This is a genomic window from Myroides sp. C4067 (genome assembly GCF_038039665.1).
Classification (GTDB): domain Bacteria; phylum Bacteroidota; class Bacteroidia; order Flavobacteriales; family Flavobacteriaceae; genus Flavobacterium; species Flavobacterium odoratimimum.
Map to the genome: position 1 here is coordinate 41,501 of NZ_JBBPHJ010000021.1, position 19,567 is coordinate 61,067.

The window sequence follows — 19,567 nt, forward strand, 5'->3', positions numbered from 1 at the left end:
TAGTGTAGTATGAAGCACTTTCATTTTGGGTTATGTCTGTTGTCATTGTTGAGTACTGTATGGGGATATGGACAGCAGTCAGATTCATTGGCAATAAAAGTAAAGGAGAAGCAAGATGTAATACGTCATTTTGAAGAACCTATTTATGTCAATCCATCTCACTATTTAGACTATAGAAAGTACAGTTTAACTTCTTTCGAAATCGCAAAGCAGAATAGTAAGAATGAAACAACTTTAGCTCAAGAGGGCAAAAACAGAGATGATTTGTCTTTTCAAGCGAATGCTTACCATAAATTAGATAAGCATAGTGCTGTGTGGGGCAGTGCTACTTATCAACAGGGTAAGCGTAGAGATGTAATGTGGAATGAGAGTGCAGATTACGACTTAATATTTCCGTATGTGGTAGCTGATAGCGTAGGAGGAGATATTAAGTATGAAGATTATCATATCGCTGGTGGTTATGCCCAACGATTAGGAAAGTACAATATCGGTATCTCTGGTTTTTATAAAGCGAAGATGGAATACCGTAATATAGATCCTAGACCTAAGAATCTCTCTGCTCGATTAGGAGGGAATATAGGGGTGAGTAGAGTATTTGAGGAGCTCTTTACTATAGGGGTAAATACCTCAATAGAGAAATATACACAGAAACACAAGATGGACTTTTATAGTCCTACTGGATTTCCTGTGATATATGAGATGAGTGGAATGGGAAACTTCAATAATCTATTGAAAGGAAAAAGAAGAGAGGCTTATTATGATGGTTGGAGGTATGGCGGTTCTCTACAAGTATATGATACTTATCAGAAGAAGTGGTTTGCTACAGTAGGAATGAATATGTTTAGCTTTGAGAAGTTATTGTCTGATTTTGATGATTTGCAAGCTTCTAAAGTTAAAGATATAGAACATTTCTTCTCTGTAGGGAAGTTATTTGATATACAGGCTACTCAGTTAGGTGTTCGCTTAGATGGGAACATGAAGACGAGAAAGGGTACAGAGAATTTGTTTGTCAATGTGAGTGCTACAAACTATTTAAAGATAGGACAAGAAGAACAATATAAATACGAGAATAAGAATCTTAGATTAAGTGGAGTATTTAAGTATGAAACTTTAAATAGTGTGTATAGTATCTTACCTTATATAGGAATAACTCAAGAGGTAGAACGCTATAAAAAACCTTATTCTAAAACAGATATTCAGTATACCTATATAGGGGCAGATTTACAATGGATGTACACATTTAAAGATAGAAGTCTATTGACAGTAGCGTCTAATTGGAAGGTAAGACAAACTGCTAAAGAAAAGGCTGCTTTTAATTATGGAAATAGCAATGCTATAAATCAAATGCTGTTGAATAATTATGCTGTTCAGATAGCAGAGTATTGGGAAGGAAGCTTTAAGGTTCGTTATGATTTTGCTTTGCCGAAAGTAATAGATGTATTTGTAGGTGGAGAGTATTATTTCCAAAACTATAAGCAGTTTCAAAACAACAGTAGTGTGATGATGAGTTTAGGGATTACGTTTTAAAAGAGAGAGAAGATAGATGAAAAAAAAGGTAGGTGTTATTATTGGGGCGGTATTACTATTCATAGGATACACTAATTTCGAAGTAAGATCAGTTTCTGAATACACAGAGATTACGGATCAATATAAAAGACCTATAAGCTATTGGCCTAGTCCGATAATAGATAAGAGTGTAGAATGGAAAGAGTTTGGGGCAATAGAGGTAGATACATTATACTATGAGACACAAGATTTGCCAGAAGTGGTATTAGGTAAGGCACTGTTCTTTGACCCTAAGTTATCAAAGTCTAATCAGATATCTTGTAGCTCTTGTCACGATCCTGAAATGGGATGGACAGACCATAGACAGGTATCACTGGGGAATGATCATTTATTAGGAGCTAGGAATACTCCTTCTTTATACAATATTGCTGAGCGTAGTTCTTTCTTTTGGGATGGTAGAGCATTAACGTTAGAAGAGCAAGCGATGGGACCTTTATCTGCTCATCACGAAATGGATATGGATGTCAAATCACTACCTGCGAAGTTAAGCAAGTATAAAGAGTACAACCCCTTGTTTAAAGAAACTTACGGAGATGATAAAGTGACTTATGAAAGAATAGTGGGTGCAATAGCTACTTTTCAAAAGACAATCAAAAGTCAGCCTAGTCGTTTCGATAAGTTTATACAAGGGGAGTATCAGTACCTAACAGAACAAGAGATATATGGAATGCACTTATTTAGAACTAAGGCAGGATGTATGAATTGTCATCATGGGAAATATCTTACTGATGAGTCTTTTCACAATATAGGGTTGACATATTATAAGAGAGAGTACGAAGATTTAGGACTGTACTTACATACCAAAAAAGCAGAAGATGTAGGGAAATTTAAAACTCCTTCTTTAAGAGACCTATTAGTGACTAAGCCATGGATGCATAATGGGTTAATGGATGACTTAGAAGGAATAGTGAATCTGTATAATAGTGGGATGCACATGATAGATCCTACAGAGGAAGAGAAAGCATTAGATCCGCTCTTTCCTCTAACAGATCCACTGATGAAACCATTAAAATTAAATGAAAAAGAAATAAAAGCTATTGTAGCATTTTTAGAATCAATGTCAGGAAGTTACTATAAAATGGAACGTCCTATATTTCCAACGAAGTAACGCTTATTTACTTTAATTAAATGTAAAAGGCTTCTTTAGAGTTAGTTCTAAAGAAGCCTTTTTATATTATTAGTAGTATAAAGTATACTATTTATATCGAAGTAACTTATAATGTGCTGATGAATTGTATGTAATATTATGTTTTATTTGATGATTGTGTTTAATTATTGTATAAAATAAAGATTTAAACTTATTTACATTCATTCTTAAATAGATATATAGAATTAATTTGAATCAAGTCTAAATAACTTGGAAGATATAGGTTTTGTTGACTACTTTTGGCATCCGATTAATTAAGTTATTCAATGACACGCTTATATCAAGTTATTCAAGTTCTACTTGTTACTTTCACAGTCTTGTTCTGTTCTTCTGTTTTTGCACAATCTTCTAAGTTGCAATTGAAGATCGTATTGCAAGATGCTCAAAATAAAAATATTAATAATGCTAGTATTCAGGTAACTGGAACAAAAGAGTCACAGTTAAAAGTTAGTGATGATCAAGGTATTGCTATTTTTGATTTGAAAGCTGATACTTATACTGTTGAGGTCTTTCATATTGGTTATGGAAGTTCTTCTACTGTAGTTAATTTACTTCAAAGTCAGACATTACCTATTACATTGACAGCTACTTCTAATATATTAGAAGAAATGGTCATTACTGCTACAGAGAGTAAAGGGCTTACTTCTACTTCTGTGATTAATCGTCAAGCGATGGAGCATTTACAACCATCAAGCTTTGCTGATTTAATGGAATTATTACCAGGAGGGCAAGCAAAGGATCCTAAACTTACGGTAGCAAATGCTGCTTTAATTAGAGAGAATAATCCAGGAGAGAAATACGCTACTGGAGCTCTAGGGGTACAGTTTATGGTAGATGATAATATTATTAATACTAATGCGGATATGCAGGTATCTGTAGGAGGAGCTAAGACTTCTCATATAGGAGTGGATATGCGTAGTTTGGCAACTAATGATATCGAAAGTGTTGAGGTTATTCGCGGTATACCTACGGCTGCCTATGGAGATTTGAGTTCAGGTCTGATTAAGATAAATAGAAAGATAGGGTATACACCACTACAAGCTCGTTTTAAAGTAGATGGTTTTAGCAAACTGTATTATGTAGGGAAAGGAATAGATACTAAGACAGGATGGAAACTGAATGCAAGTGTAGATTTCTTGGATGCTAAGAACGATCCTACAGATGTCCTTCAGAACTATAAGAGAGTATCATCATCATTGAGATCAGATAGAACATTTGTAGTAGGAGGATATGATCTGAGTTGGAAAGCAAATTTTGATTATAGTGGTACTGTTGATAACGATAAGTTTGATCCAGATACAGGTTATGATAGAACAGATAGTTATAAGAATAAAAAGCAGTACTTTTCATTAGGTAACAATCTAAAACTTGACTTTGGCAAAGAAGCTTTATTCAAGAATATAACCTTGAATGCTTATGTATCTCAAGGAATAGAAGATATTAAGGAGACTATCTTTATACAGCAGAATGGACGTGTAGCTATTCCTGTTGGAAATGAAACAGGAGAAAACGAAGGTGTATTTTTACCAACATCATACATAGCAACATCTAAGACAGAAGGCCGTCCTTTAAATATCAACACAAAGTTACAGTCAGAATTAGGTTTTTCTACTTTTGGGATTAAACATCATGGAGAAGTAGGGATGGACTTTAGATACTCAAAGAACAACGGTAGAGGAGAGTTATTCGATCCTTTATTACCTCCTTCTGTAGGGACTATGAAACGTCCTCGTCCTTTTAACGAAGTACCAGCTTCTCAGATATTAGCTGCTTATATAGGTGATCGTATGGAATATGACTTAGGTCAACATCACTTACAATTATATGCAGGAGTTAGAATGTCTAAATTATTAGGTGTTGGAAAAGAGTTTAGCATTAGTGATAGGGTATTTGCAGAGCCACGTGTCAACTTCCAATGGGGACTTCCTAAGCTAAAGATGGGACAGGAATATCTAAAGACTGATATTACAGTAGGATATGGAGAACTGTATAAACAACCTACTTTAGCTCTTCTATATCCACAAGATCGTTACTTCGATATGGTGCAAGTAAGTTACCTAGATCCTAAGACAGATAATGCATACGCACAGTTCTATACTTACAGAATGCCTTTGGCTAACCATAGTTTGATAGGCGCGAAGAATACGAAGAAAGAGATTCGTTTAGATTTAGAATATAAAAAACACAAGTTTTATATCACTTACTTCGATGAGAAGATGACAACAGGGTTTAGAGATATGACTCAGTTTATGGGGTTTGAGTATAAGCGATACGAGTCTAAAGATATAGTGTGGAATGATGAGTTAGGCAAGCCAGATTTAGATCAATCGCCATATTCATACAGACAGGACATGATGCAGTATACACATACTGAAAATGGAAGCTCAACATTAAAAGAAGGAATAGAGTTTGGATATTCTTCACCTCGTTTTGAAGGGATTAATACTCGTATTACTTTAAATGGAGCATGGTTTAAAACGACATATTCTAATAGCGCTTCTATTCTTTGGAGACCGGGTATCTCTGTAAATGGACAACAGTATTTATACACAGGTATTTATGCAGATGACAATGGGAATAGAAGATCATCTCTAGTGTACAATGTGGTTGTAGATACTTATTTGCCTAGCTTAGATATGAATATATCTGCCTCTTTACAGGGAGATGTGTTTAGAAGAAACCTAAATCTAAATAGAGTTGCTGCTCCTTATGCATATATGGGAATAGATAATGTAGTTCATCCTTATACGGAAGAAAGTGCAAATGATCCATTACTACAACATCTAGTTAGACCTGTTTCTAAGACAGATGGTATGGAGGAGAGAAGACCATTTACATTTAATGCTAATTTTAAAATATCAAAGAGAATATATAAATCAGTAAAGGCATCGATGTTCGTTAATCGATTATTCACACACTATTCTTCATATACATATAATGGAGTGAATGTAAATAGAAAAGATGATAGCGGACCTTACTTTGGAATGGAAATAAACTTCAATATTTAAGATAATGAGATTAAAGCATATATTTTTATACGGATTGATGATGACAATGAGCTTGTTAATGAGCTCGTGTTTGACAGATGATAATGCGCTTGGAAGTAATCAGAATTCGACTGTTTCTATGGCATTTAAAGTAGAAGGTATTAAAGAAATAAAAGAATTAGAAGTAGAGTTTGTTGAAGTTAATACAGGTTTAAGAATAGTGGAGAAAGCAGTAGGTTCTCCTTATTTCTCTGTAGCTCTACCTGTGGGGGCTTATAGAATGTCAGCAGAAGGAATAGGTGTATTAGAAGATAAAGAAGAAGTAGGACTAGGAAGTAAAAGCGAAATGCTAGATGTGACAGATCAGATAGTAAATATGACAATTAATTTATTTGTCAAACAACTTAACGATGACTTTATCTTTGAAGAAATATTCTTTGCTGGATTACAAACGACAGAATTAAAAGCATACCAAACAGGTAAATACTTTAAACTAGTTAATAATACTGATAGAGTACTTTATGCAGATGGATTATTGATCGCTCAATCTGAGTTTTTGACGACTAGAGATAACAAAGAAACACCAGATGTATTAAACGAAGCTTTCGTTTTACAATCTGTAATGATGTTACCAGGTAACGGTACACAGTACCCAGTAGAGCCAGGAGACTTTATTGTAATAGCAGATAATGCTCAGAATCATAACTTAGCCAATGTACCAGGGGCTGATTTATCTAATGCTGATTTTGAATTTCCTATTACTGAAAACCCTAAGAATGTACAACCAGATAATCCTAATGTACCTAATGTGATGATGATCTATACGAAGTTAAACTTTAGTATGTTCGCTATGCATGACCGTGGACAGACAGGATATATCGTAGCTCGTTTTCCTGAAGGAGAGAATGCAGATACTTGGTTAGCCAATTATAAGTTTGATTATAGTTATTTGACAGCTGCAGGGAAAGAACAGAAGTTCAGCAGATATAAAATGCCTAATACGTGGGTTATTGATGCTGTTAATGGAAGTATTCCTGATAAGTTTGAACGTCTAGTGACTGCTCCTTCTTTAGATAGCGGCTATTCATACTGTGCAACATCAGAATCTGATAAAGCGCGTTATGGAAAGACTATCAGAAGAAAAGTCTTAGGACCTAATGAGCAAGGTCGCAATGTGTATAAGGATACTAATAATTCTTCAGTTGATTTTGTTCCTCAGTCAGAGATGTCTCTAAAAGACGGAATACATCATAAATAAAATAAGAGTACATTGAAAAATACATATATAAATATAGTTGCGATAATTAGTGTATTATTTTGTGTTGAGGTTCAAGCTCAGGATAGAACAGATTCTAATTTATACGAAAGTAGACTAGCTCAACGGGATATGAATATCGTATTCGGACAAGACTTTTTTGCTAATCGTGCTTTCATGACATCGTATAGTCCTTTGTCTTTTTCTGAATTAAGTCTGAATTATCTATCAGACAGTAAGGATGCTTATTTGGTACAGGATGGAGATGGCTTAGATGCCTTTAAGGTTAATACCTCTTCTTATCAACGATTAAAGAATAATACTGTCCTATGGGGAAGCGCTTCTTATAATACTCAGAAGCAAAAGAATATGAAGTGGAATGAGAATCTTGACAGACATATCCTAGGACCTTATGTGTTAGGTGATTCTATAGGAGGTACCATGAAGCAAGAAATTTATCAGTTTGCAGGGGGGATGGCTAGACAATTTGATAAGTGGACAGTAGGAGGAGAAGTTAGTTATCAGGCCAAAAGTGGTTATAGAGAAATAGATCCAAGACCTAAGAATACCTCTTCAGATTTAAATTTGCGCATTGGAGTAAACTATAATGTTTATAAGGACTACGAATTAGGAGTGTATGCAAATTGGAATAAATATACTCAGAATAGTACAATTAAGTTTGTCAGTCTATTAGGGAAGCCCATAGCGTATCACCTGACAGGTTTAGGAGCTTATAATTATTACTTTAGTTCTGCTGTAGATATGAAGATGATTTATGAGGGAACAGGATATGAGGTAGGAGGAACTATAGCTAAGAATAAAGGTAAGGACTTTTTGATACAAGGTTCGTTTGGGCAGTTTGATATTGAGAAGAACTTTGGAAGTAGTCCTTCAAAAGAAATGTCTGTACTTAAAACTAAAAAATATACAATAGGAGGAATTAAATATATTGATCTAGATGAACATCGTTTAGGAGCAAAAGTTAATTACTTACTAAGTGAATCAAGAGGAATTGAGTCTTTTTATTCTAAAACAGAAAAGTTAGAGAGAAAGATAGGAGAGCAAGATCTGTATAAGTTTGTAAGAAGTGATGTGTATACGTCTTTATTTTATCAATATAGTACAGATGTTAGTAGATTAGTAGTTTCACCTTCTTTCACAGTAGAACAGACAGAAGAAAAGAGAAGAGATACTCAGGCTAGACAGCGATTCACATATTTACATTATGGATTAGAAGTTGATTATATGCGACAATTGAATCAATCTAATATCATAACAGTAAGCCCTTATTTTAGAGTGCGTAATCTTAAGGAGGATACTGTGAATTTGGTAACATCGTATAAGAGCCCTGCTATGACAGAATGGGTACAACATGATTTAGCGATTCAGACTGCTAATTATCAGACTTATGGTATTACAGCCAGATATGATGTGAAGGTTAGTAATATACCAGCCATGTTTGCTCAGATTCAGTATGAACAGACAAAGTATAATATAAACAAAACAAATAACTATATAGGAATGTCTCTAGGAGTTATTTTCTAAGCAGTTATTAACTAACAACAAATAAACAATGAAAAAGGTAGTTATTTTATTATCTGGATTCTTAGCTTTTGGATTATTTAGTTTTAGTCCAAAGTTTGTAGGATTCTTAGGAAGCGACAACCCTGAGTATCAAAAAATAATAGAAAGCTATAAGCAGCCTATTTCACAATGGCCGGCACCAACTATAGATGAAGGTGTGGAATGGAGTGAGATGGGAAGTATTAAACGTGATAACGACTATTTTACAGAACAAGCGAAACCTGAAGTAATTTTAGGTCGTATGTTATTCTTTGATCCTAAATTGTCAAAGTCTAATCAGATATCGTGTAGTTCATGTCATGATCCTGAATTAGGATGGACAGATAGACGTATGGTGGGACTTGGACATGATCACTTAAAAGGAGCACGTAATACCCCTTCGTTATATAATACTGCAGAGCGTACTTCTTATTTTTGGGACGGTAGAGCTAATAGTTTAGAAGAACAGGCTAATGGACCATTATCTGCTCATAACGAAATGGCAATGGACGTAGTAGATTTACCCGCCAAATTGAGTAAAGTACAAGGGTATAAACCTTATTTTAAAGAAGCTTTCGGTGATGAGAAGATTACCTATGACCGTATTGTAGGTGCTATAGCTACGTTTCAAAAGACAATTAAGAGTCAGCCTAGCCGAGTAGATGCTTTTATAGACGGTAAATATAAAGCGCTTAATGACCAAGAAATTTATGGTATGCATTTGTTTAGAACGAAAGGGAGATGTATGAATTGTCATCATGGGCAGTACTTGACAGATGAGTCTTTTCACAATATTGGATTGACTTACTATAAACGCAAGTTTGAAGATCTAGGTAGATATGAAGTAACGAAAGATCCTAATGATGTAGGGAAGTTTAAAACTCCTGGTTTAAGAGATCTTTTAAACACTAGACCTTGGATGCATAATGGATTATTTGACGATCTAGAAGGAATCGTAAATATGTATAATAGTGGTATGCACATGATAGATCCTACAGCAGAACAAAAAGCGAAAGATCCTTTATATCCTGTAACAGATCCTTTAATGAAACCTTTAGAGTTAACGAAAGAAGAAACAAAAGCGATAGTAGCATTCTTAGAATCTCTATCAGGAAGTAGATTTAAGATGAGAAGACCTGAGTTTCCAACAGAATAATATATTTATAAACGACTATTTAGAAATAAATAGTCGTTTATTTTTTGAATGATATCTTATGACATTCTCTAGGTCTATTTTTGCAATAGAATAATGAAGATGAAGAGGGAGTTTTTCATAATTTAAATGTAAATGTTATAGAAGGATAAGCTATTTTTAGTTTATCCTTTTTTAATTGTAGAATATAGAGTAGAGTTGAGGTAAAAGGCGTAATTTAGATGTTCATCAAAAAAATGTAGAGTCATGGCTTTAAAGATTTATCCGGAGTACCCTCTAGATGAGCTCGAGCAACTTTTTATAAATGGGAACAAGGTTCCTTATGGAGAGTTTTTAATATATGGAGATATTGTAGAATCCCTGTCTAAAAGCCCTCATGATTGGTATGTATGGTATAGTATGAAACTTCCTTTTCATGATAACTCTAAGATAAAAAGGGCTAAAGCGGACGCTGAGCTTGACTTTATCATTGTTTCTAAATTTGGAATTATTGTCTTAGAAGTAAAAGGGGGGAATATTTTTGTTGACCAAGGACGTTTCTGTTTTAAGGATGGTAAGCGTAAGAAGTGGCTAAACCAAAACCCTTTTGAACAAGTGAAGGGATATAAATACACTTTGATGAATAAAGTGTTCCCTAGCTTTAAGCATATATTATTCTGTGAAGCAGTGGCCTTTCCAACTACTAAAATTGCTATTGAGAATACTATTTATGATAAGAATCTTATATTTAGTGACTACACTCGACGCAATAGATATAAGAATATAGAGAAATTTCTATTACATATCTATGATTATTCTAAGCAGAAATTAGAGAATACACACCCTATTAGATTTAATAATCTATCGAAAGCAGAATTGGATAATATTGTGAATACATTCAGTCCAATGATTCAGGATACCAATGTCTTCCAATCTAGAAATTCGTTAGAATGGCTAAAAGAACGAAACTTAGAGATACTGTACTCTCTTTCTGAAAACCCGCGTTTAATGATAGAAGGAGCGCCAGGTACAGGTAAGACTACTATGGCGATGGCGTATAGTGAGATGCAGGTGGGAAGACACGGTATTTATTTGTGCTGGAACTCTTTGTTATGTGCTTATAATGCACAGAGGTTTAAGGCGAGTAATGTTCGTATAGACTGCATTACATTCACACAGTTTGTGATGAAGTATTTACCTGGTGTTACTGAGCGTGATCTTTTATATATAGAACCAGAGAAATTTGCAGACTATATTAGAAAGACGATTACTCATTTAGAAGAAATAGATAAGCTTCCTAATTATGATTATATGATTGTAGACGAAGCACAAGATTTGTTTGATCGTAATCTTCACTTAATGATGCATAAGTTATGTGGTAATCATAATGGAATGAAACAAGGGAATATTATGCTTCTTTATGATCTAGACCAAAGCTTCTCTCTTTTTGGACGTGATGTTTCTGATTATGCTTATTTCTTGAAAGAGTATTTTACTCATTTTAAATTACACAAAATACGACGAAGTGCACAGAAGTCACAGATTCGTCAGATTTCAGAACATATTCAAACGCATCCTGATGATTGGGATGAGGTGAGTGTGCATCAGAAAGAGTATGATGAAATTGAATTGCGTTCATTCTATGACCAAGTGACGATTAAAGAAGCAATGGAAGAAGTGATACGCAGTATTAATGACCCTAGTTCTTCATTAAACGCTGAGGATGTAATTGTGTTGGTACAAAGTAAAGTGTGGCAGAGACGTAATAACGTTGCTGATTTAATTCTAGAATTAGGAATGGAGGAGCTTACAGTTGAGAATCTTACATTAAAGCCTAAGAAACTCCAGTATACTACAGCAGTTAAGTTTAAAGGATTAGAACGTAAGAATGTTATTCTTGTAGTGGATAAACCGAATAAACTAACTCCTTATGAATGGTATGTGGGATGTACACGTGCTATGGATAACCTTAGTATTTGGCAATTACATACTTATAAAGAGCATGAAGGATAGAAATTATCTATTATTTTTGCAGGTAAGTTTAAAATAGAGTAATACTTATGAGTGTCGCAGAGTTATTAAAAAAAAGGAAAGAGCAGTTAGAACAGAAGAATAAAGAAGAAGGAGCTAAGTATTTAGAAGAATATGTAAAGAAGGACGGAGTGATCTTATTGCCCTCAGGTGTAGCTTATGAGATTATAGCATTAGGTGAAGGGGACAAAGTAGAACTTTCTGATCGCATAGAATGTCATTATCATGGTACTAATATCAATGGAGAAGTTTTTGATAGTTCTATTGCTAGAGGGAAGACCGCTTCTTTCAACCTGAGCAAATTAATTCTAGCCTATCAACAGGTTGTTCCATTATTGCCAATAGGCACTAAGTTTAGAATGGTCACACCTCCAGAATACGCTTATAGAGAAGAGCATATTAGTAAAGAGATTGGTCCCTATAGCACTCTTGTATTTGAAGTAGAATTAGTAAATAAACTTTAATAGTGACAAAACAAAAAGCCACCTTCTAAAAGGTGGCTTTTTTAACAATAAAAAAGATTTAGGGCTACTATTCTTCATTTTTTTAGCTTGAAGATAAGCAATGTGTTTTTGCAGTTTTCTGCAATTGTAATTTTTAGTAAAGTTGTTTTCTATGTTCTTCCACAAAGTTAAGTTGAGTTATTCAATTGATTGTAAAACAATTCAAACATCTTTGTATCATTATTTAATTTTTGCGATATTGATTAGGAGTAAGTAAAGTATATTTCTTAAAAAAGCTAGAAAAATACGTTGGGTATTCAAATCCTAAACAATAGCCTATTTCAGCTACACTCCATGGTTTAGACTTTAGTAATTTTTGTGACTCTATTAATAGTCTCTCTTGGATACAGTCACTAGTACATTTTCCTATTGTTTTCTTTAAAGTATGATTGAGATGATTTACGTGTACATTCAGCACTTTTGCAAAATCATTAGGCGTTTTCAATTTGATTACTGTATTTGTTTTTTCAATCGGAAATTGCTTTTCTAATAATTCTAAGAATTTTGAACACAATCTTTGTGGTGCATTTACACTCTGGTCTACAGTATAAGTAGCATTTAGTTTATTGCTTTGATGTATTATGATTTCAATATAGTTACGCATTAATTCGTATTTCTGCGCATACTTTTGATTGTTTTCTTCTTCAATTCTCTTAAATACATAAGAAATAAACTCATCTTGTTGTGGCGTTAAAAGGTAAATAGGATTCTCGTGTAAGTGGGCAAGAATGCTTTTTAATAAGTGACTTTTATAGCCTAAGAAGCTGCTGTTAAATAAACAGTAGTATCCTTCCGGTTTTTCTGATACTGGTTCGAATGTATAATGAGATACCGGGTTAGAAAAGAATAATGATGGACCTTCTAACTCAATCACTTTATTTCCATCAAAGAATTTACTCTTTGATTTTAAATAAGAAAGTTTGTAATAACTCCTTTTGTTATATGGAGATATTTTCTTTGTTTCGTCCCCTTGTTGAAAAATGATAAAATCATCTTTAGGTGGATTCTTAAATTCCACTATTTTAGTTGGAATTACGATCTTTGATGCTGTGCTTGTCATGATGTAGGTGATTTTTAATACGCAAACTCGGTTGGGGAGTGTGAGTTTTGTGTATTAGGTTTATACTAAGTCGTGTTTTTTAAATGGCTAATCATATTTAAATTTTATGTTAATAATATGTTGATGTTTTGTTAGTGTAAAATTAATAATATGAAATATATCAATGTTGTGTAAAAAGTGTTTTTTATTGTCTTTTTTACTTAAAATGAATTGATTATTATATTTATTGTGTTTTAAAATTGTTATTTATTCATTTGATTTATATATATGAGTATTTTATTTTTACGATTTATTACATATGATTGATTATAATTTAATATTTGAAACATATTATTTTGTAATTTATATGATAAAATAATAAAGCAAAAAATGAGACTTTTTTGACCATTTGCTTAGTCTGAAATGAGAAATTGTTGGAAGTGATGTTATATTTTAATATTCTGTAGTATTAAAAGAATATCAATTACACTAGTTTTTCCATTATAAAGGGAATTGTGTAGCTTTGTAACTAAATAAATATGAATTATGGTTAACAACGATGAGAAAACTACTAAGTGCCCAGCAGAAGAACTAATAAAAACGCTTGGTGGCAAATGGAAAGTTCATATCATTCATATTACAGAAGAGCAGCCTAGGAGGTTTAGAGATTATATGCGTTTATTAGAAGGTGCTAATAAACAATCTGTCTCTGTAGCTTTAAAAGAGTTGGAAGAGGATGGCTTCTTAATTAAGAGTATAATTAATCAAAAGCCATTGCATATTGAGTACTCTCTTACAGAGAGAGCTAGACTAGTGATACCAGTATTTGATAATTTGTATCATGCCCTACAGAGTAGATAAGATTTCTTTCTGGTAGAGTAACTTGTAGGTGTTGTTATCCAGTTCTTGTCTATCTATAAGTGAATAATTCATTTTTTCTAATAGCTTACGTGAGGATATATTACTCTCATAGAGTTGCGCGATAAGGATTTTCGAAGCATATTTTTGTTGAATGAAGAGTTCTATACCATGTAGTAATTCTGTACCATAACCTTTTTGCCAATAATCCTTATATATAATGTACCCTATCTCTATTTTTTCTTCTTGGTCTGTGTATTTAAGGAGGAGTATTTCTCCTATTATATTAGTTCGTGAGTTATGAGTTAAAGAAATTTTATAGATTCCTAATCCTTGAGAATAGAGGAGATCGTTTTTTGCATATTTATTTCTTAAAGCATCAGAATCCCAGTGATTTGCCCTAGATGGAATCCATTTCATTGTGTCAGGACAGTTATGAATCTTTAATAGGTCATTTAAGTCTTCTCCTAATTGAATTGTTTCTATTTTTAAGTTATTGGTAGTAAAAAGAATCATTTTTTAGTTTTTTTTGTTTCTAATTCGGTTATTGGTGTTGTTTTTTTTAACATATTCTAGAAGGTGTTAAATTATCACTGAATCTAAATGAATATGGTGTAAAATATTGGTATGTATATATCTAAGCCGATTATTATTTTATATATTGTGCTCCTCTTAAGTAAAACTAAAGATATTGAATGTTATTTTTAAGTACAAATTTTAAGAAATTTTACTGATTTTACTATAGAATAAAACAAATGTTAACTACCTAAAATTTAATGAATGAATAAAAAATCCATCTTTGATGCAGTAACTATTGGTTTTGCATTGTTTGCCATGTTTTTTGGTGCTGGAAATATAATTTTGCCTCCTATTATTGGATTGTTTACAGAAGGTTCTTGGACCTCGGCTGTTACAGGGTTTTCTATCACCGCAATACTAGCACCCTTTTTAGGAATTGTTGCTGTATTGATTTCTGGAGACGAATTTACAGACTTAGGTAAACGGATCAATAGTACATTAGGATGGGTATTAGCTACAGCTATTATTCTTAGTATAGGACCATTGGTTGCTATTCCTCGTACAGCAGCAACAACCTTTGAGATAGGGGTATTATCTGTCTTTCCTGATTTTAGTGCAGTATGGTCTTCTGTTATTTTCTTTGGGATTACGTTGTTACTTTCGATATCTCCGTCTAAGGTAGTTAATATTATAGGTAAGTATTTGACACCTATGTTGTTAGTTCTTTTGGTAGCGATGGTAGTGATTGGTATAGTCAATCCTTTAGATACTTCTAAGTTAGTTAATACTTCTTATCCAGATCCATTTAGACTTGGATTTGCTGAGGGATATCAGACTATGGATGTATTAGCATCAGTGATTTATGCTGGTATTATCATCTCTGCAGTGAAGGCTGCTGGCTATGTGAGTTCTAAAGAGAAAACAAAGGTTACTTATATGTCAGGTGTTGTTGCTATCTCATGTTTATTATTCATATATGGTGGATTAGTATACTTAGGAGCAACCTCAGGTTACCCTATTACAGATGATTTAAAGAGAACAGAGTTATTGTTGCATATCTCTAATGGAGTATTAGGTAGTCAAGGGACTCTGGCATTATCATTATGTATAGCTTTAGCTTGTTTGACCACTGCGATTGCGTTAGTGTGTGCTACTGGTACCTTCTTCAGCCAATTAACGAAAGGAAAACTTAGTTATCAGTTTGTGGTTGTAGTTACTTGTATTTCTTCTGCAGTATTAGCAGTCAAAGGAGTGGATAGTATTATTGATTATGCAGCCCCATTTTTAGGAATCATATATCCTATTACATTGACATTGATCATTTATATGGTGGCTTTTGGTAAATCTGTGACTAGAAAAGCTCCTTTCGTTGGAGCAATCTTAACTACTACAGTTGTAGCATTGATTCAGTTTAGCTCTTTTATTGCTTTTAAATATGACTTTATAGAGTATTCTCAGTCATCTGCAGAATTTATTAAGTCATTGCCATTGAGTAGTTATGACGTACCTTGGTTGATTCCATCGTTAGTAGCATTCTTTCTTGTGTTTATTGTAGACAAGATGTTCTTTAAACAAAAATCAAATTAATGATAAGGATATAGTATATAACCAAAAAAGCCGTCTACGCAGACGGCTTTTTTGGTTATTGTAACTTTATTTTTTGCCCTTGTACAGGGAAGATATAGTTGATTTTAAATTCGTTTTGATTAGCTAATTCTTCTTTGATAGTATTTATAGCTGTCCCACTAGGTTTTAGATGTGTAATAACTATATTTAAATCTTTTAAGTTTTCTTTACCTACATGATTTGCTAGATTACCTAATTCCTCATTTAACAGTTTGGGTGTTAAGTGTCCGAATAGTTTATCTTCAGGTTGGCTATTTGGAAAAGATACTTCTATTAATATAGTCTTAAGGTTCTTATTAATGATTAGAGGTGCTATGTACTCCCAGATATAGTTAAGTTTAGTCGTTTTCTCTACTCTATCAGCTCCTGTATCTCCGAAGTAGAGTACATACTCATCATTATTTCTTACTAATATAGCTGAGCTTAACTGTGGATTTACATGACTAAGTTCAAATACTTCAGCAGATAGAGAAGTGTTCTCTATATTGAAGGATTGTGCTGGTTTTACTCTTGTATATTTGTATTTACCTAGTATAGGTTTTTCTCCTTCATTACCGAAGTTAGCCCATGAAGCATTAGTGAAATAGTTATTCTTAAAAATATCAATGACAAATGGTAACGCATATATAGGCTTAGAAGAATCCTCAGGAGAGTTTATAATCAGTCCTGATAGATGGTCTAGATGCCCATGTGATATAAAATACCCTTTGATATAGTCGCGTAGTATCGTACCATTATCTGCTGAGAATGTTTTTTCTTCGATTGCTTTATTGATACCACTATGTATAGTACCAGCATCTAGAGCGATATAGCTATTTGTGTTTTCTACTCCGATAAGATAAGACGATAAGTTGCTTTCATCTCCACCGCCATAGACTCCTAATGGGATAATTTCTAGATTTTGTGCCAGACAGAATGTACTTGATAGTAACAGTATGCTAGATATTATTTTTTTCATTTTTTTCTGATTTGTGCAAATTTACTGTACTTATAAGGATTCTTTGTTATCTAATAAGCAATATATTTTAGCAGGTATTGGCGTAGTAATACTTGTAGAAGATAACTATACTTAGTCCTTGATGACATTCATCACTCTTGTGACCTGATCAGATTTATGTAAGGTTAGTCGTACTATGCTATCCTCTAGAGCTGTTAGGTCATGTGGGATATTAGGTTCTAGCGCGATTAAGTGTCCCTCTTTTAAGTCATAAGGCTTTCCTTCCACCCCGAATGTTATCGCTCCTTTTACGATTTCCACGACTATAGGGAAGGATGTCTTATGTTCTTTCATCTCTTGTCCTTTTTTGAATACAATTCTGATTTCTTTAGAAAAGTCGTTATCCACTAGTATTTTGATAGCTGGTTTCTTCTCACCATACTCTATCTGCTCTAATAAGTTCTGTATGTGCATCATATTATTTAAGTAATGATTAGTGTTATAAATTTACGATTTTTTATTGGTATAAATTATTGTTTATAAGCTTATTAATAAGTTAATATAACTCATGGTGTTAATTTTTTATAACAGCGAATAGCATTCTGTTTATTAATGTTATCTTGTGTCATATCATTTTAATTGAATTTTTATATGAATCATAATATACCATTCTCATTCTTAGATCTTGCGATTATAGGTGAGGATAAAACAACGACTGAAACTTTACAGAATGTTTTAAAAGTAGCACAACATATTGAAAAAGTTGGCTTTAATAGACTATGGTTGGCAGAACATCATAATATGCCACATATAGCTTCTTCCGCCACATCTGTTTTGATTGGATATTTGGCAGGAGGGACATCTACATTGAGAATAGGTTCAGGAGGGGTGATGTTACCAAACCATCCATCTTTAGTTATTGCTGAACAGTTTGGAACCTTGGAGGCGTTATATCCAGGTAGAATAGATCTTGGATTAGGTAGGGCACCAGGTACCGATCAGGCTACAGCCCTTGCTTTGAGACGTAATGACGTACATGCAGCTAATTTTTTCCCACAACAGATAGAGGAGCTAAAGCGTTTTTTTAAAGTAAATGAAGGAGCTAAGGTAAGAGCATTTCCTGGAGAAGGATGTGATATACCGATGTGGATACTAGGATCTAGTACAGATAGTGCATATTTAGCAGCTGAGTTAGGTTTGCCGTATGCATTTGCAAGTCATTTTGCTCCAGATCATTTATTACAAGCAGCTAATATTTATAGAAAGAATTTTGTACCATCTGCACAATTAGATAAACCCTATTTTATGCCTTGTGTGAATGCAATAGTTGCAGATACGAATGAAAAAGCTGAACAACTAGCTACATCATTTTATAAAATGTTTTTAGGAATTATTAGAAATGATAGAAAACCTCTTCAGAGACCTTGTGAATCTATGGAGGGCAATTGGACAGACTATGAAGAGTTCATTGTAAAGCAAAAAACATTTTTCTCTTTTATAGGAGACAAAGAAGGAATAAAAAGCGGTTTAACAGATTTCTTTAATACGATTGAGGTTGATGAGATTATGATCACTACTCCGATCTATGGAGTAGAGGAACGCATAAGAAGTGTTGAATTGTTTTCAGAGATTATGAAAAACAAATAAAAGTTTTGTTCCTTTACAATCCTATAATATTTAAAATAACAGAATAACGATGATAAGAAGTATTGTTATAATGATGAGCTTATTTACTTTCTTTTTGATTTCTTGTAGTGAGTCTACAGTGCCAAAAGAAGTAAATATTGGTGATTTGGGGACGATTGAGGTTCCTAGTGAACTCTCTCTTGCTAAAAATCTGAATAAAGATGCCGTCCTTCAAATGGAAAACAAAAAGGATGATTTCTATGTAGTGATAGTGGAAGATAATAAGGTAGAGTTTAAAGAGATTGTTGAAGAGGTTTATGGCAATCCAGCTCCTAACTTTAAAGTTTATGCTGAATTAGCGAATTCTTCTATCGCTTCTAGTTTGAATTTAAAACAAGATACAGAACTAGAACAGACTAGTGTGAATGGACTACCTGCTTATTTGACTAGTTATGATGGAGATTTAAATGGGACTCTCGTTCATTATAAACTAGCTTGTATAGAAGGAAAAGATAGATACTATCAAATAGTGAGCTGGACTACTATGGTTAAAAAGAAGAAATATGAGAGCGTGATGACTTCAATGCTTGAATCCTTTAAAGAAAAGAAATAATTATAGAGTAAGGCTCTTGTCAGTAGGTAAGAGCTTTTTTCATTAAAGAATGTATTACCCGCAGCCCTAGATCATATAGTCTAGGGCTTTTTTGTTACTATATTTTAAGCCCCCTCTTCAAGAGTGCGACAAGACCTCTTCAATATTGCTTCAAGAAAGAGGTGC

Annotated in this window: 16 protein-coding genes; 12 read left to right on the top strand and 4 right to left on the bottom strand. The window is 33.4% G+C overall.

All coding sequences use genetic code 11. The features are described from left to right. The first annotated feature begins 9 nt into the window (after positions 1–9). The 8 genes from AABL87_RS13715 to AABL87_RS13750 all read left to right on the top strand — a co-directional run bounded on the left by AABL87_RS13715 (position 10) and on the right by AABL87_RS13750 (position 12,145). Complete coding sequence (locus AABL87_RS13715; RefSeq protein ID WP_006257188.1) at positions 10–1,527, top strand: DUF6850 family outer membrane beta-barrel protein; 1,518 nt, start codon at positions 10–12, stop codon at positions 1,525–1,527. A 16-nt stretch (positions 1,528–1,543) separates the two neighbouring features. Continuing rightward, positions 1,544–2,674, top strand: a complete 1,131-nt coding sequence (locus tag AABL87_RS13720) for a cytochrome-c peroxidase (RefSeq protein ID WP_006257187.1) — start codon at positions 1,544–1,546, stop codon at positions 2,672–2,674. 305 nt (positions 2,675–2,979) lie between these two features. After that, on the top strand, positions 2,980–5,721 hold the full coding sequence (locus tag AABL87_RS13725; RefSeq protein ID WP_058699315.1) for a TonB-dependent receptor: 2,742 nt from the start codon (positions 2,980–2,982) through the stop codon (positions 5,719–5,721). 4 nt (positions 5,722–5,725) lie between these two features. After that, on the top strand, positions 5,726–6,958 hold the full coding sequence (locus AABL87_RS13730) for a DUF4876 domain-containing protein (protein ID WP_341277501.1): 1,233 nt from the start codon (positions 5,726–5,728) through the stop codon (positions 6,956–6,958). Positions 6,959–6,970: 12 nt separating this feature from the next. Continuing rightward, positions 6,971–8,500 (top strand): DUF6850 family outer membrane beta-barrel protein, encoded by a 1,530-nt coding sequence (locus AABL87_RS13735; RefSeq protein WP_006257184.1) that lies wholly within the window; start codon positions 6,971–6,973, stop codon positions 8,498–8,500. Between the two features lie 28 nt (positions 8,501–8,528). Further along, on the top strand, positions 8,529–9,674 hold the full coding sequence (locus AABL87_RS13740) for a cytochrome-c peroxidase (RefSeq protein ID WP_006257183.1): 1,146 nt from the start codon (positions 8,529–8,531) through the stop codon (positions 9,672–9,674). A 243-nt stretch (positions 9,675–9,917) separates the two neighbouring features. Beyond that, on the top strand, positions 9,918–11,663 hold the full coding sequence (locus AABL87_RS13745; protein ID WP_006257182.1) for a nuclease-related domain-containing DEAD/DEAH box helicase: 1,746 nt from the start codon (positions 9,918–9,920) through the stop codon (positions 11,661–11,663). A 47-nt stretch (positions 11,664–11,710) separates the two neighbouring features. Further along, on the top strand, positions 11,711–12,145 hold the full coding sequence (locus AABL87_RS13750; protein ID WP_006262895.1) for an FKBP-type peptidyl-prolyl cis-trans isomerase: 435 nt from the start codon (positions 11,711–11,713) through the stop codon (positions 12,143–12,145). Positions 12,146–12,368: 223 nt separating this feature from the next. Here AABL87_RS13750 and AABL87_RS13755 read toward each other — a convergent pair whose 3' ends face one another. Beyond that, on the bottom strand, positions 12,369–13,244 hold the full coding sequence (locus AABL87_RS13755; protein WP_006257180.1) for a helix-turn-helix domain-containing protein: 876 nt from the start codon (positions 13,242–13,244) through the stop codon (positions 12,369–12,371). Positions 13,245–13,769: 525 nt separating this feature from the next. On the opposite strand from AABL87_RS13755, the gene AABL87_RS13760 reads away from it, so the two are divergent. After that, entirely contained in the window at positions 13,770–14,084 is a 315-nt protein-coding gene (locus AABL87_RS13760; protein ID WP_006257179.1) for a winged helix-turn-helix transcriptional regulator, read from the top strand. Here the strand turns inward: AABL87_RS13760 and AABL87_RS13765 are convergent. Next, positions 14,070–14,597 (bottom strand): GNAT family N-acetyltransferase, encoded by a 528-nt coding sequence (locus tag AABL87_RS13765; protein ID WP_006257178.1) that lies wholly within the window; start codon positions 14,595–14,597, stop codon positions 14,070–14,072. The genes AABL87_RS13760 and AABL87_RS13765 overlap by 15 nt on opposite strands. A 264-nt stretch (positions 14,598–14,861) precedes the next feature. Here AABL87_RS13765 and brnQ point away from each other — a divergent pair, with 264 nt between their 5' ends. Continuing rightward, on the top strand, positions 14,862–16,187 hold the full coding sequence (gene brnQ / locus AABL87_RS13770; RefSeq protein WP_006257177.1) for a branched-chain amino acid transport system II carrier protein: 1,326 nt from the start codon (positions 14,862–14,864) through the stop codon (positions 16,185–16,187). 55 nt (positions 16,188–16,242) lie between these two features. Here brnQ and AABL87_RS13775 read toward each other — a convergent pair whose 3' ends face one another. Next, positions 16,243–17,184, bottom strand: a complete 942-nt coding sequence (locus AABL87_RS13775) for an MBL fold metallo-hydrolase (protein WP_006257176.1) — start codon at positions 17,182–17,184, stop codon at positions 16,243–16,245. A gap of 111 nt (positions 17,185–17,295) precedes the next feature. Then, on the bottom strand, positions 17,296–17,637 hold the full coding sequence (locus tag AABL87_RS13780; protein ID WP_006257175.1) for a cupin domain-containing protein: 342 nt from the start codon (positions 17,635–17,637) through the stop codon (positions 17,296–17,298). A 177-nt stretch (positions 17,638–17,814) separates the two neighbouring features. Between AABL87_RS13780 and AABL87_RS13785 the strand changes: the two genes are divergently transcribed. Further along, the gene (locus AABL87_RS13785) at positions 17,815–18,810 is read left to right on the top strand and encodes an LLM class flavin-dependent oxidoreductase (protein WP_006257174.1); all 996 of its coding nucleotides are present in this window, start codon (positions 17,815–17,817) and stop codon (positions 18,808–18,810) included. 49 nt (positions 18,811–18,859) lie between these two features. After that, on the top strand, positions 18,860–19,402 hold the full coding sequence (locus tag AABL87_RS13790; RefSeq protein WP_006257173.1) for a hypothetical protein: 543 nt from the start codon (positions 18,860–18,862) through the stop codon (positions 19,400–19,402). Positions 19,403–19,567 lie beyond the last annotated feature (165 nt).

Excerpts from the sequence above, each read along its gene's own strand:
- AABL87_RS13785 (WP_006257174.1), top strand. The coding sequence starts at position 17,815 with ATGAATCATAATATACCATTCTCATTCTTAGATCTTGCGATTATAGGT.
- AABL87_RS13765 (WP_006257178.1), bottom strand. The coding sequence starts at position 14,597 with ATGATTCTTTTTACTACCAATAACTTAAAAATAGAAACAATTCAATTA.
- AABL87_RS13790 (WP_006257173.1), top strand. The coding sequence starts at position 18,860 with ATGATAAGAAGTATTGTTATAATGATGAGCTTATTTACTTTCTTTTTG.
- AABL87_RS13755 (WP_006257180.1), bottom strand. The coding sequence starts at position 13,244 with ATGACAAGCACAGCATCAAAGATCGTAATTCCAACTAAAATAGTGGAA.
- AABL87_RS13760 (WP_006257179.1), top strand. The coding sequence starts at position 13,770 with ATGGTTAACAACGATGAGAAAACTACTAAGTGCCCAGCAGAAGAACTA.
- AABL87_RS13775 (WP_006257176.1), bottom strand. The coding sequence starts at position 17,184 with ATGAAAAAAATAATATCTAGCATACTGTTACTATCAAGTACATTCTGT.
- AABL87_RS13750 (WP_006262895.1), top strand. The coding sequence starts at position 11,711 with ATGAGTGTCGCAGAGTTATTAAAAAAAAGGAAAGAGCAGTTAGAACAG.
- brnQ (WP_006257177.1), top strand. The coding sequence starts at position 14,862 with ATGAATAAAAAATCCATCTTTGATGCAGTAACTATTGGTTTTGCATTG.
- AABL87_RS13780 (WP_006257175.1), bottom strand. The coding sequence starts at position 17,637 with ATGCACATACAGAACTTATTAGAGCAGATAGAGTATGGTGAGAAGAAA.
- AABL87_RS13745 (WP_006257182.1), top strand. The coding sequence starts at position 9,918 with ATGGCTTTAAAGATTTATCCGGAGTACCCTCTAGATGAGCTCGAGCAA.
- AABL87_RS13715 (WP_006257188.1), top strand. The coding sequence starts at position 10 with ATGAAGCACTTTCATTTTGGGTTATGTCTGTTGTCATTGTTGAGTACT.
- AABL87_RS13720 (WP_006257187.1), top strand. The coding sequence starts at position 1,544 with ATGAAAAAAAAGGTAGGTGTTATTATTGGGGCGGTATTACTATTCATA.
- AABL87_RS13725 (WP_058699315.1), top strand. The coding sequence starts at position 2,980 with ATGACACGCTTATATCAAGTTATTCAAGTTCTACTTGTTACTTTCACA.
- AABL87_RS13730 (WP_341277501.1), top strand. The coding sequence starts at position 5,726 with ATGAGATTAAAGCATATATTTTTATACGGATTGATGATGACAATGAGC.
- AABL87_RS13740 (WP_006257183.1), top strand. The coding sequence starts at position 8,529 with ATGAAAAAGGTAGTTATTTTATTATCTGGATTCTTAGCTTTTGGATTA.